The following is a 13,510-nucleotide window of genomic DNA, read 5'->3' as shown; positions in this document are numbered from 1 at the left end:
AATCGCATATCTCTTGAAGATCCTTCCCCTTCGCGCCTGCGATCATTATTTGCCGATACCGTTTTCCATGGCGGACCGAAGGCTTCATGTGTGAAAAGTGGCCATGAAAATCGCGTTCGCAATTTCCAGTCTATATCTTATGTTCGCAAATCAGGCGCACGCAGCGCTGGTCGTAGGCGATCAGGCTCCGGTCTTCACGGTCGATGCGGTACAGGATGGATCGCTTAGGCAGATCAAACTCACTGCCTTGCTCAAGGATGGCCCGGTCGTGCTGTACTTCTTTCCGTCCGCCTTCACTGAGGCCGCCGAAACGGAAGAGTTTGCGGCCAAGGTCGATCAATTTCGCGCTGCGGGCGCAACCGTCGTCGGCATGTCGCGCGATTCCGTCGGATCGCTGAGCGGCCTTTCAACCGGCGCGGCACACGGAAAATTCGCTCTGGCCAGCGCAGACGAAAGCCTTGTGAACGCTTTCGACGTCAACGACGGCGCAATGTTCAATACCCGCACGACTTACGTGATCGCGCCCTCCGGCAAGATCGCCTTCGTTCACAACGAAGACGAGGTTCGCGATCACGTGAAGGGCGCGCTTGCCTTCGTGCAGGCCATGAAGAAGTAGGCGGCAACCGCCTATTGCACCAGTATGCGCACCTCCTTGAAGTTGCGCAGCAGCGTCTTGTCGAACGGATCGATCTGCCCGTCGCGCTGCCCGTTCACGGTCAGCCGGACGAGGTACGAGCCGGCAGCCGGGAAGCTCAGCGTGCGCTCGACATCCACCTTCTGCTGCGGCGCGGATAGATCCGTGGGCGTCTCGTCCGTCCCCGACACCGTCCAGAAATACTGGACGATCTTGCCCGTCGCGGGAGGCATTTCCAGCTGGCCGGCCAGCTTGACCGGCTGACCCACCGCCACGATCGCTCGATTTCCCCCGTTGACCGCAAGCGTCATCACCGGCTGGAGCCCGCCCCGATCGGCGGCGCGCGGCGGGGGTACGACCTGCCCGTTGCGGATGGTGTACCGCGTCGAAGGCGGCGGCGTCACGCCGCGCTCCACCCATGCCATCAGGTCCTGGATCGATTGCTGGAAGATTCCCGGCTCGCCGCCTCCGGTGCTGTGATTGCCGTTGTCGTGCAAGTAGAAGCGCATCGTCTTGTCCGCCTTGGCCGTGCCGAGGGCATGCTGGATCTGCTCGGCATAGCTGGCATTGAAGATCGGCCAGGAGAGGTTGTCGCTCATGCCCTCCATGATCATGGTCCTGGTTTTGACGTCGCCGGTTTCGACTCGTCCGCCCATGGTGCGATAGTTCGCTCCCCACAGGACGCTGATGTCCGCGCGCTGCGGGTACCTGGCCGACCCGTCGGCGTTACGATACTGGTCGTAGCTTCGGCTGCCCGGAATGTTGCTGTAGCGCGGGTAGTAGTACATCGCCAGGATGAAGCGGTTGTTGACCCTGATTTTGCCGCCGATTTTCAGGCCGTCGAGCAGGAGCTTGCTGTTGGTCAGCGGCGACGTCTTTCCGAACACGTTGGTCGTGGTGCCGGTCAGTGCAAGCGTGCCCGCCACCGGATCGTACTTGCCCTGTAGGCTGTACCGGCGGCGATTGTCGCTCGGCTCGCCGACCACGGTCTCGGGGTCGATCTGGCGCGTCTTGCCGTCTGCGCCATAGACGAAGAACTCTAGGTAGTTGTCGCCTGTGACGCCGAGCCGGGGAAGCGTCGCGGGATCGAACCGGATCGTCTCCGGCGCGCCGTCAGCGCTGCGATCGATCCCGGTGATCGTCGCCCAGCCATCGATCAACGCCGTCTTGAGATAGGCTGGCGGATTTGCGCCAGCATATCCCGGCTTGGACCAGAAATCATCCTCGTAGGTCGGATCCGCCATGCGGATGTCGATGGGGTCGACCAACGGCACCAGGCTCTTGAAATGGTTGCCGATGGCGGGCAGCGGGTAGCCTGCGGCGATGAACTCGTCGAGGACGGCCTTCTCTTCATCGTTCAACCCGGCGTAAATGTCGCCGGTGCCGCCGGGCGCTGCCGCTGCGGCGATGGCGTCGCGCTTCGCCTGCGGGATCGCCATTGTGTAGTGTGCCTGCCATTGGAACGAATGGAAAGTCGCCACGCCCTTCGGCCCCAGACATTGCGGCTGGACGCCATCCCAAACACCGACGGTGTTCTCTGCGGCGGCCATGCTGACGATGCCGCCTCCACTGCAGCCCCAGAAGTAGCTGTAGATTTTCGCCGAGTTGCCGTAGAGCTTGTTGGCATAGGCCTTGGCGACTTTCGTGGCCGCCGCCTCATGGCGATGGCTGGCCACCGAATTGGCCGTGCTTGCGCTCATCCAGTTGACTGAGAACGCGCCGTTGGTGAACGCCATCCGGTTATCAACCACGCCGCCGCCCGACGGGTGCTGCTGCTGAAAGGAACGGTGCTTCCAGAATGCCTTCGCGGGGAAACGGAATACGTAGTCCTGCCGGAAAAGTGTCGGGCTCTGCCGCACGTACGACAACAGCGTTGCGGCCGTTCGCGTCGCCGGGAAGTGACCGGTGACCTGAGTGTAGGGGATCGTAGGTCCGCCGGACACTTCCAATGAAAGCTGTTCGGTCTTGTCCACGACGAACGTGTTCTCGTTGTAGTCGGGATCGGTACAGGCGCCATCGATCAGCAATTGTGGGTCGACGCCGACATCCCTGTCGATCTTCCGGACAGGCGCGAACTTGCATTCCGCCGCCGCGCTGGAAGTCGCAAGGCAGGTCGATCCCGCCAGAACGGCCAGACCGATGGCTCCGGCGCCGATGAACGAATTTTTCATGATCGTCTCCCAAGGCATCGGACAAGTCCGATATGCTGTGTGTTCGGGCGGTCGATGCCCCCCCCCTGCTGCAAGGTCAAAACTGCTTGCTCACCCCGAGGATGAACATGCGGCCGAAAGTGAAGCCGTTGGCGAAGCCCAGTTCGCTGGGCAGGTTCCGGCGCAGCAGCGGCGGATCCTGATCGAAGACGTTGTTCACGTTGAGCGTGAAGCTCAGGTTCTTCAGCAGCGCGCTCTGACCGGGCACATCGTACTTGAAGAAGAGATTGACCGTATCGAACGCTCCAACGCGGTCCTGTACCGGCACGGAACTGGTCGGCGCGATGGCATAGCCGCCTGTGTGGTTCCACGTCGCCTGCGCACGCAGACCTCCGACGGTGGCGCCGAGAGCCGCCTGCAGATACAGCTTGGGACTTTCGAGCGCGAGTTCATCGACGACCGGGGAGGTCGGGCTCGCCTGCGCCTTGCGCGAAAGCGGGCGGTTGCCGTTGACCGATGCGTCGATGCTGCCGAAGCTGGTATCGTACGCATAGTTGACGTCGAAATCGATGCCCTTGACGTGCAGGATGCCGAAGTTCGCGACCCGGAAGTCGACAAGCGAATAGACCAGCGTGCCACTGTCGATCAGCGGTCGAACGACAGCCTCTCCGTTTGGTGCACCGGCGGCGAAAGCCAGCAGTTCGGCAGCGGAGAAGCCGGTCCCTCGGGTCAGGATCTGGCTGGGATAATTGGCGAGAATATCCGCATTGACGAGCGGCGTCTGCAGGATGTCCTGGAACTTCACGTCATAATAGTTGACGCTCGCCCGCAAGCCCTGGAACGGCGTGAGGTCCGCGCCGATGGACCAGGTATCGGCAGTTTGCGGCTTGAGGTTGGCGGTCGATCCCTGGATCGAGACCGTATAGGCGCCGCCCGGTGGCGGATCGGCGGGGTTGGCGAAGGGAACGAACGCGAAGGAACTGATCGTGTTGCGCTGCGACCCCAACTGGTCGAGCGGCGTCGGGGCGGTGAACGAAGTGCCCCAGTTCCCGCGAAGGGACAGCCATTCCGCCGGCTTGAACGTCCCGCCGAACTTGGTGTTGAACGTTCCGCCGAAGTCGCTGTACTTGTCGTAGCGACCGGATGCCGACAGGGTGAGCATGCTGCCGCCGGCACCGTCGGACAGCAACGGCGCCCGCACCTCACCGAAGAACGCGTGCACGTTGCGTGAATAGCTGGCGAACGGATAGGTCGAGAGCGTGCCGATGCGGATGTCGCTCAGATAGCGCTGCTGCAGCTGGTCATTCATGTATTCGTAACCGACGGCCAGCCGCAGATCGCCGCCGGGCAGCACTGCAAGGCGGCCTTCCACGATGCCCCGGATGTCGACCAGATTGTCGCGCGCCTGCCCCCCGATCTGGCTGTCGATCAGGTCGGCGAGCAGCGCCGGGTTGTTGCTGCTGACGTCGAACGGGTTGAAAGCCGTGGCAAGGCTCGTGCCGGCGCCGGCGGCGTTGAGCCGCGCACTGCTTATGCCGGTAAGTGCGAACGAACTGTCGCTTTCGCTCCAGTTGAACAGCAGGCGGGCCTGCCAGTTGTCGTCGAGATCGCGAACGACTTCGGCGTTGAAGCCCCACTCCTCCAGACGGGTGCGTTCCCGCTGCGCGTCTGCGCCCAGGACCGGTCGCAGATTGAAGCTTACCGAGGCGAGATTGACCGCAGGAAATGTCCCGAACCCGGGAATCTGAACAGTCGTAGGCCCGAGCGCCAATCCCGGCGGCAAACTGGCGGCGGCGTAAGGGTTGGCCGGGCTGACGGCGACGACGCCGGTCAGATCGCCCGTCTTGAGCGTCGATCGGCGCGCGTAGAACGCCTTCACGGTAACCTCGGTCCGGTCATCCAACTGCTGGAACAGGCTGGCCAGCACGCCGTGCCGCTCCGCCGACGGGATGTAGACGTCGTCCTGCGAATTGTCGCAGAGGTTGCGCGTACCCGCGACATAGGCAGGAGCCGCGTAGTTGACCGAGGCGACCGTCGCACCGAAAGCGGGAATCACGGTATTCAGCGACAGGTTCGGCGATGCGCAAGTCAGGTCGCGGGGCCGATAGGGCTGCGCGGTGTAATCCAGATCGCGGATGAAGCTGCGCTCCCGGCCATAGAGCTTGTCGCTCTTGGAATAGCTGTAGGAAACATAGAGCGATCCGCTGCCCCAGTCCTTGCCGGCCGTGGCGCTGGCATCCCATTGCCAGTAATTGTCGGCGAAGCCGTAGTGCCCATCGACCTTCAGCCCGTCGAACCGTCGCCGGGTGACGAAATTGATCGTCCCCGCAACCGCATCCGCGCCGTAGGTCGCCGAGCCGCCTTCAGTGACCACGTCCACGCGCTCGATCGCGCCGATGGGTATGAGATCGGGGTCGATGGAAGCCTGGTTCACACCGACCGAAGCGATACGGTGCCCGTCGACGAGGATAAGGGTAGGCGAACTCGCCGCCACACTCGTCTTTCCGCCCGGTGCCAGGTTGCGGATATTCGGCCGGGTCACCTGAATCTGGTTCGTGGCAATCGCGAGATCGGCCAGGGGCACGCGATTGAAGAAGTTGGAGACCTGCGGCACCGAAGCCAGCAGTTCGTTGGACGATATCGCAGCCGTTTTCTGGATGGTGTCGGCGCCGAGCATCACGGAATTGGAGCCGACAGGCGCACCGCCACGAAGCAACGTACCGGTCACGACGATCTCGTTCTCGACGGTCGGCATGTCCTGCTGGCCGGTCTCCTGGGCATCTGCCGAACCGGGTATCACCCCCATTGCGGCCAGCCCGGCCAATGCCAGCGCATGCCAGCTCGATCCTGCAGCGCCATGATATGCGCGCGCACTTTTCCCTTGGTGCCTCATCGGTCCCCCCCTTGTTTTTGACGCTCGTTCGGCGCTTCGGCACGCGGGCTGTTTGCGGCCGCAATTGTTTCCCGAGGCAGATTGTTGAGAACGCACCGCCTCCTGTCAAACTTTATTTCATATAGTGAAATAACCTTGCCCCTTCCCATCGGGGAGGCGTCATCTTATTGGTGGCGCCAATGCGCAAACGAAGCCCAAGCACGAGCCGCCTCGAAGTGCTCAAGGCCATTCGTGTCCATGCTCCGGTTTCTCGCAGCGATTTGCCCCGGTTGACCGGTCTGGCTGCCGGTACGATCTCACAGACAACCGCAGAGCTTGTGGCGCGAGGTTACGTCGTTGAGGCGCGGGAAACCGAGAAACGCTCCGGACGACCGCGGACTTACCTGACGATCGCGAGCGAAGGCCCGTTGGTGCTGGGCGCCGTCATTTCCACCACAAACACCCTTCTGATCACGTTCGTCGATCTTAACGGCACCATCCGCAGCGAGAGCGAACTGCCTTTCGTCGGCCCCGGTTCAATCGCGGAACTTGCGGAGCGGGTGGCGGAAACGATCGCTCAGGCGATCGATGCGAGCAGGTTTGCCAGAGAGCGCATCGAGCATGTCGGCATCGGCGTTCCCGCGCTGGTCGACAGCGTGGAAGGCGTTGTTCATTTCATGGCGACTTTCGAAGACACGCCGTATCCTTTCGCCGCTGCGGTGGCCGACAGGATCGGCCTGCCGGTGACCATAGAAAAAGGCACGACCTACAAGGCGCGCGCCCAGCATTGGCACGGCGCGGCCCAAGGCCATGACACCTTTACTCTGGTCAACGTAGGATTGTCGCTGGACTCGGCCGCCTACAGCGATGGCCTGCCGCGCGTCGGCGTGCACGGCTTCGGCCCTGAACTCGCCCATGTACGGACCGGCAGTCCAGATGATGCTGAACTCTGTTACTGTGGATCGCGTGGCTGCGCCACGACCTACGCCTCGATCTACAGCATCGTGCTGCGCGGTTTCGGCGCTGACGCTGCCCAGCTGGATCCGCGTAACGAGGCCGAAGTCGAGGCATTGTTCATCGAACTTCTCGACCGGGCATGCGCAGGCGACAGCGACGCGCGCGCCGTGTTCGATACCGCCGGCGCTCATCTTGGCCAGGTCCTGGCGAGCTATGTCAAGATTGCCGATCCGGGCCTGATCCTCATTGCCGTTCCGGACATGAGATTTGAACGGGTGATCCAGGAAGCATTCTCAGCTGCGCTGAACCACGGAATTCTGCCGCCGATCCTCAAAATGACCGAAATACGATTCACCCTGCAGGAGAAAAACTGGCACAGCCTTGGCACGGCCTCGCTTGCCCTTGAAAAGTCCTAGGCTCAAGCCCTGCAATTGCAGAGACAGGCAGTCTGGTCCTGCCATCACCGGCGAAACGCCACCTTGCGCGCGGGCCGCCTGAACCAGAACGTCCAGACGGCAAGCGTGCCTAGCATGGCCAGCGCAAGGCCGGACAGCGTCATGACCAGCCGGAACACGATGCCTCCAACCTTGCCCGCGTGGAGCGGATAAAGGGCGTTGTAGGCCGTCACCCTGCCGGAAAGATCACGCGCGTCTCGCGCAGCCACCATGCGCCCGGTGTCGGCAGCGAACCATACGGTCGTCCGCCCGTTCGGCAACCACTCCTCCGGACCGCGCATCCGCAGGGTGATGAGGCCGCTGTCGCCGCGCGGCAGGGCAAGGCTGCGCACTTCCGCATCGGGAAAACGGGTGCGGGCGGCACGTATCATCGCAGCCCAGTCAAGATCGTCCGCCAGCCTTGCTCCGCCCCCTGCAGGCGCCTTCAGGGCCCGGTCGATCTCGGCAGGTGCCCCCGGCCCAAGGATGACCGACGCCAGCGGCCGGAACACAAGCACCGTTCCCGTCACCAGCGAGAGCGCCAGCAATGGCGCGACGACGATCCCCAGGTCGCGGTGCTGCCGCACGATCGATGGCCGCGTCAGTCGCGCAGGCCACAGCCGCACTTCGAACGTTCGCCGTGTCCGCCACCACAGCACGGTGCCGCTGACGACGAAGAACAGTCCGCACAGGCTGGCGATCCCGATCACGGTCTCGCCCTCTTCCCCCGCAAGCAGGTGCTGGTGAAAGTCCGAAAGCCACAGTTCCGGCCGCTGCCACGCGCTGCCCCAGGCCAGCACCGGATCCCCCGCCTGCGTCACGTATGCGCCCGCCCCGCCCTTGTAGACGAGACGGTCCAGCCCGAAACCCGCGTCGGCGAACGTGATCGACTGCGGCCGTCGCGTTGGATCGGCCATCAGTCTGGCACTCGTCGCAGCCAGCACCCGGGTATCCTGCACTTGCGCATCGTTGGCATGGGGCAGGACGACCCAGGCATCCCGGTGGACGAGGATCGCACCGCTCAGCCCCACGATCGCAAGCAGCAGGCCGACAAGCCCGCCGGCCCAGCGATGCAGGGTATCGAGCAGCTTCATCAGAAGCGGTAATCCCAGCCCAGTGTGAAGTTGCGACCGCGTCCTGCAAAGAAGTGCGCATTGTCCGTCGGCCGCACCGTCTGGGTGTAGTAGTCTATGTAGAACTTGTCGAAGATGTTCTGTGCAGCCAGTGTCAGACCGCCCAGGCGCGTATCGTAGCGCAAGCTGAGATCGGTGACGTTGTAGCCACCGAAGCCGTACGTATCATCATAGTTGCCCGGTGCCCGCTCGAACTTGCGCGAGAGGAAGAACTGAGTCTGGATACGGGCGGAGACGGCCCCCTGGCGGTAGCTTGCGGCAAGGTTCAGGCGATCGGGAGAAATGTTAGCACCATCCAGATCGCGATCGACCGCCTCGATCCCGTCATCGGAACCATCGGTGCGCCCAATAAGGTGCGCGTAACCGGCCGACAGCGTAAGCCCCGGCAGCGGCGTCTGCGCGGAGAGGTTGATTTCGAGCCCCTGGATTTCCACCCGCTGACGCTGCACTTCGAACACGCCGCCGCTCTGTACCAGCAGCGAGCCGTTCTTGCTGGTAGACCAGAAATAGGCCGCGCTGGCATTCAGCGGACCGCGCTTGACCTCGACCCCCAATTCCCGGTTGTTCGACACGATCGGGCTGATGTTGACATAGTCGTCGATGTCGACGCCCGGCCGGTTGACCGCGCGCGCGATACGGCCGACATCCGGAACCGTGTAGCCTTCCGCATAGCTGGCATAGGCCCGGATGCCTTTCCACGGTTCGACGATGACGCCGCCGTTCAGCAGGGTATCGCTGAACCGGGGAGTGCCGCCCGACACCGCAAAACCGCCACCATAGCTGGCCAGCGTGCGATAATCGTCGATGGTGATGCGCACGTCCTCATGCCGGACACCGCCCGCGAGGTGCACCTTGTCGTCGAACAACGCGAGGTTGGCCTGCGCGAACGGTGCGAGGCTGCGATATTCCGCGGGCGGCACCCAGGCACGACCGGTCGCGATCAGGCGCTGCTCGGTCTTGTCGTAGAGCACATCCAGCCCGACCGTGGCCGTCAGCGCCTCGAAACCGGGGACTTTGCGTTCATATGAGAACTTGCCGCCATACTTGCGGCTACGGTTCTGCGACTGGTCGAACAGCGTTCCTATCGGTGCAAGCGCGGCATCCTGGAAAGTCGCGATCGGTGCTATCTCGCCGCCATAGGTATCTCGCGAAAGGTTGTAGAACCCCTGGAGCATCAGGTTGCCGCCCCAGAGATCGGAATCGGTGTACGTCAGTGCGGCGCTTTGCGTGCGATTGGTCGCAGGGACGCCCGGCGGCGTACCGCGAACCGAAGTCGTCGGCAGGTTGCGCCGGTAATCGCCGTTGGCCGCGACGAAATCGCCCTCGCCCTTCAGTTCGAAGCGATTGACCATGATATCCAGTCGCGCCGTGTCCGACACCGCATAGCCGAAGCGACCGAACACCGACCAGGATCGGCTGTCCTGCGTCTCGCCCTGCGTCAGGTCGGTGCCGACACGATCGCCGTGGCCATCGTAGAAGACGCCGCGCTTTTCGAAAGCCGCGCCGACGGTCGCGTCGAAGCGCCCCTGTCGCCAGCCGATCAGGCCGGCTACCTTGCCACCCCTGCCATCGTCGCTGAAGCCGGTGTCCGAATTGCCCTGCACCAGCACACGGCCTGAAATGCCGTCGTGCCGAGGCGGACCGACCGTGACCTGATTGACGATGCCGCCAGTGCCCCCGATCCCCTGCAAGGCATTTGAGCCGTAAATGACTTCCACGCGATCGACGAAGAACGGATCGATGGCGAAGCCGTCGCGGGCACCGTCGCGCAGCGGCGCCGTCTGCGGAATACCGTTAATTGCGTAAAGCGGAGAGCGGCCGCGGAGCGTCTCGCCCGCGCCGGACAGCTTCTGGCGCGTGGGCGAGAACGAGGGCGTGAGCGCGGAGACGGCATCGACTATCGAACCACCGATGGCCACCTGCTGATTGAGCGCCGCGTTGTCGATGACATCGACCGTCAGCGGCAGCGCGTTCAACGGCAGGATCGTTCGCGCGGCCGTGACGACGATTCCTTCGTCGGCATCCGCATGGCTAGCCGCAGGACCATCCGAATTCTGGGCCAATGCGGGCCATGCGGCCATGGCCAGCGGCAATACGAGCAGCGAACGAAAAATCATGACTTGGCGGCCTCCCTTTATGGGCGGGCCTTCTAGCGCCAGCGGAAACAAATGCAAGTCACTCGCATTAGCGCATGGATAAGCCATATCCATTTTTGAACAAAAACCGCGATTGGGTGCGGCAGTCGAGGATCGGCTCGACCGCCCCGCACGCACGGCCCTTAATGACGATAGCGGGTATAAAGCCATCCGATCCCGATCAGGCTGAAGCCAAGCGCTAGGAATGAAGCGATCCGCAGCAAGCCTTCAAGGCCGGAAGCATCGAACAGGAACACCTTGCCCACGGCCCCCAGCATCAGGGCAAGAGAAGCGAGCCGCCAGTCGCGCAGGCTATTGCGGATGCCCCATAGCAGGAACCCGATGGCGAGCAGGATGGCGAGCACCGAACGCCCGATGTTCTCGATCTCCAACACCTCCCCGACAGGCAATACCGTGCCGGTGAACAACTGGCGCAACGTGGCAAAGGCGAAAAGCAGGATCATCGACATGCGCAGGGCATCGCCGATCCTCGTCCAGTACTCCGCTCGATCGGGCACGATGCGGAAGAGGATCGATATGCCGACGAACGTGATGCCGAAGGCCGGCAGCAGCAAGTTGACCAAAGGCCATGGCCCGACCGCCTGCTTCGCCCACAAGGGATCGTGCAACGCGACAGTATAGACGAGGTTGTGCGCGATGCTCACCATGATCAGCCCGACGGCTATGCGGCGTGCCGCCAGGTAGCGCCATGCCAAGGCACCCATCGCCATGAGCAGGGCCTGCCACAGACACCGTTCGGCGAGTCCGACGCGGACGAAGGCGGCGTAATCACCGATGGTAAAAAGTTGCTTGAACAGGATATGCACGCCAACGAGGGTCAGTCCGCCGGACAATGCGGCACCACCCGCACGTACGATGGCCGGCTGATGCTCGGGACTGCGCCATAGCGTGACGGCCAGCGCGATGGCCGGTACGAGCAGCCTGCCCATCGCGACGCCGACCGATGGCAGGTCCGTGTAGAACACCGGGTTTCCGCCGAGCGACAGCGCTCCGGCCGCAAGCCAGTACCCCATCGGCTCCAGCGCCCACAGCACCAACAGGCCGCCCAGTGTCGCCAATGCCGGTTCCGGCGCGAGAGCCGGGCGGCGGCGGCCACCCTCCACCAGCGCGACGAGCGCCGCCGCCGTGGCCACGGGCAGCCATGCAGCCGGGACGAGTTGCGCGACCAGGCCATAGCCGAGCAATATAGCCAGCGGCTGCAGTGCATATCGCAGTACGGTGCCGGCGTTGCGCCATGCAAAGCCGGTCGCGACGATGCACAGCGTCGCCCACCGCAGCACGGCACGCGCGGGATGCGGGACCGATGCAGCTTGGAAAAGGCGCGCGAGTTCGCCGGTCGTCTCTATCGTGATAACCAGAGCGGCGACCGCAGCGCTCAGGAAGCCGAGCGCGCCCTTCGCCAGCCGGCTATCGCGTGCCGTGACCGACAGCCCGAGCAACGCGGCGGCAACTACGGCGATCACGATCGATACGCACCATTCGGGCAGGCCGACCATCCCCGCCAGCACCACCAGCAAGCCCGAACAGGATGCCAGCAACGCGAAGCGCGCGTCGCCCAGGCGTTCGCTGCTGCGCCAGCCCAACCCGGCACCCAGCGCGGGCAAGGCGGCGAAAGCCATTGCCAGCAACGCGAACCGCAAGTCCTGACCCGTATTTCCTTCGTAGAACTTCCCGAAGCTGACCATGTAACCGCCCAGCGCAATCGCGCCGAGCAGGCCTACTCCGACAAGGCCTCCGGTGACGTGCCACAAGTGCCGCAACGCATAGCTGCCGTAGATCGCCGCAATCCCGACCACGACAGCCGCGAACAACCCTGCATCCGGCACCGGCCAGATGGCAATCAGGCCAAGCGCCGTCAGCAGCGGGACGGCGACCGTGCGCTGCAGAATCGGCGTGCGTCCCGCCAGCCAGACGAACGCCAGCGAGAGCAGTCCGTAAAGCCCCCATGTCAGCGGCGCGAAATCGCCACGGGCGACGACCAGCGCCAGTTGCAGCGCCCCGACCACGCCGGTCACCGCGCGCAGTATCGGTGCGGAACGCCCTTCCATTGCAAGAGCGGGCAGACCGAGGCCGAACAGGATCACGAGCAGCCCCATCGCCAGCGTGGATCCACTGTCCAGATCGCCCATGGCAATCGTCAGCAGGCTCCAGCCCGCACCGCCGGTCAGCGCGCCGATGCCCAGCCAGGCCCAGCGCTGGCGCCGTGAAAGCAGGGTAATCGCGCCAATGACGATCGCCAGGTATCCCGCCAGCAGGGGTACGCTGGGGCTCTGCGATTGCACGACCGCGGGGGTCGCCAGACCGCCGACAAGGCCGAGCACGGCGCAAGGTGCCCCGAACCTGAGGGCAAGACCAAGAGCGAGCGCAGTGATCGCCGTCAGTCCGGCGAAAGCCGTGCCGGGCCCGACCAGTTCATAAAGATTGCTCGCCGCCAGAACCGCGGCATAAAGCCCGCCCACACCGGCGCCCGCGAGGGCCTGGGCGACACGTATATCGCGCACGACCTCCTGACGGTGACGCGCAAGTCCACCCATGCCGATCAACGCGCCGCCAAAGGACAGCCCCATGATTACCCGCACCACCGGGGAAAGCAGGCCGGTGTCTATCGAGTATTTCACCATCAGCACGGCTGCCACGATCAGCGTGATGCCGCCCGCCCAGATCGGCAACTTGCGACCGAACAGATCCTCGAATCCGAGACCGGTCCATGACGCGATTGCGCGCTGGGGAAACGTGGACTCAGGCCCTGAAGCGGGCTCGAATTCCGGTTCCGACTGAGCTTCGCCGGGTTCGGGCTCGTTCGCCGCAGCAGGAGTTGGAACCGCTCCCGAGTCAGACGTCAACGGCACGAATTGCGCCGGCGGCTGGAAATCGAGGTCCGGCGCCGCGATCGCTTCAACCTCCTGATGTTCCGGCCGCTCCGGCTGGACCGGCACGGCATGATCCAATGCCTGATGATCCGGGATAAGCCGCTCGATGCGCCCAAGGCGTCGCCGCGTATCATATAGCAGAACGCTCAGGATTAGCGTGGCGAACAGCAGGATCCCGGTCATGACGCACCTTTCGATCTCAATTGCATGACATGGGTACAGGTGAATTGAACGCTGTGCAATATAAAATTAGACAGCGTTCGATTATAACGATATACGATATCGCATGGACTTTGGAGAAGGC

7 protein-coding genes are annotated in these 13,510 nt (G+C 63.5%); 2 read left to right on the top strand and 5 right to left on the bottom strand.

Annotated elements, in window-relative coordinates; genetic code table 11:
- The first annotated feature begins 103 nt into the window (after window positions 1-103).
- Entirely contained in the window at window positions 104-616 is a 513-nt protein-coding gene (locus QRN25_RS02170; RefSeq protein WP_271183835.1) for a redoxin domain-containing protein, read from the top strand.
- Window positions 617-627: 11 nt separating this feature from the next.
- Here QRN25_RS02170 and QRN25_RS02165 read toward each other — a convergent pair whose 3' ends face one another.
- Both QRN25_RS02165 and QRN25_RS02160 read right to left on the bottom strand, forming a co-directional pair.
- Complete coding sequence (locus QRN25_RS02165) at window positions 628-2,805, bottom strand: PKD domain-containing protein (RefSeq protein ID WP_285017245.1); 2,178 nt, start codon at window positions 2,803-2,805, stop codon at window positions 628-630.
- Between the two features lie 76 nt (window positions 2,806-2,881).
- Window positions 2,882-5,677 carry a TonB-dependent receptor domain-containing protein gene (locus QRN25_RS02160; RefSeq protein WP_285017243.1) on the bottom strand — a complete coding sequence of 932 codons (2,796 nt, stop codon included), beginning with the start codon at window positions 5,675-5,677 and terminating at the stop codon, window positions 2,882-2,884.
- Window positions 5,678-5,892: 215 nt separating this feature from the next.
- Between QRN25_RS02160 and QRN25_RS02155 the strand changes: the two genes are divergently transcribed.
- Window positions 5,893-7,029 carry an ROK family transcriptional regulator gene (locus QRN25_RS02155; RefSeq protein ID WP_285017241.1) on the top strand — a complete coding sequence of 379 codons (1,137 nt, stop codon included), beginning with the start codon at window positions 5,893-5,895 and terminating at the stop codon, window positions 7,027-7,029.
- 44 nt (window positions 7,030-7,073) lie between these two features.
- Here QRN25_RS02155 and QRN25_RS02150 read toward each other — a convergent pair whose 3' ends face one another.
- From QRN25_RS02150 to QRN25_RS02140, 3 genes are all read right to left on the bottom strand, one after another.
- Window positions 7,074-8,141: a PepSY-associated TM helix domain-containing protein gene (locus tag QRN25_RS02150; RefSeq protein ID WP_285017240.1), complete on the bottom strand. Its 1,068-nt coding sequence runs from the start codon at window positions 8,139-8,141 to the stop codon at window positions 7,074-7,076.
- Entirely contained in the window at window positions 8,141-10,297 is a 2,157-nt protein-coding gene (locus tag QRN25_RS02145; protein ID WP_285017238.1) for a TonB-dependent receptor, read from the bottom strand. The genes QRN25_RS02150 and QRN25_RS02145 overlap by 1 nt, the downstream gene beginning before the upstream one ends.
- Window positions 10,298-10,458: 161 nt before the next feature.
- Entirely contained in the window at window positions 10,459-13,389 is a 2,931-nt protein-coding gene (locus QRN25_RS02140; protein WP_285017236.1) for a DUF2339 domain-containing protein, read from the bottom strand.
- Between the last annotated feature and the right edge of the window lie 121 nt (window positions 13,390-13,510).

The sequence above is a fragment of the Novosphingobium sp. fls2-241-R2A-195 genome, assembly GCF_030209485.1.
GTDB classification, from domain to species: Bacteria; Pseudomonadota; Alphaproteobacteria; order Sphingomonadales; family Sphingomonadaceae; genus Novosphingobium; species Novosphingobium resinovorum.
Note: the sequence above shows the minus strand (reverse complement) of the source record. Positions and strands in the feature narration are given on the sequence as shown.

Coding starts and splice junctions, on each gene's coding strand:
- QRN25_RS02145 (WP_285017238.1), bottom strand. CDS start 10,297: ATGATTTTTCGTTCGCTGCTCGTATTGCCGCTGGCCATGGCCGCATGG.
- QRN25_RS02170 (WP_271183835.1), top strand. CDS start 104: ATGAAAATCGCGTTCGCAATTTCCAGTCTATATCTTATGTTCGCAAAT.
- QRN25_RS02160 (WP_285017243.1), bottom strand. CDS start 5,677: ATGAGGCACCAAGGGAAAAGTGCGCGCGCATATCATGGCGCTGCAGGA.
- QRN25_RS02150 (WP_285017240.1), bottom strand. CDS start 8,141: ATGAAGCTGCTCGATACCCTGCATCGCTGGGCCGGCGGGCTTGTCGGC.
- QRN25_RS02165 (WP_285017245.1), bottom strand. CDS start 2,805: ATGAAAAATTCGTTCATCGGCGCCGGAGCCATCGGTCTGGCCGTTCTG.
- QRN25_RS02140 (WP_285017236.1), bottom strand. CDS start 13,389: ATGACCGGGATCCTGCTGTTCGCCACGCTAATCCTGAGCGTTCTGCTA.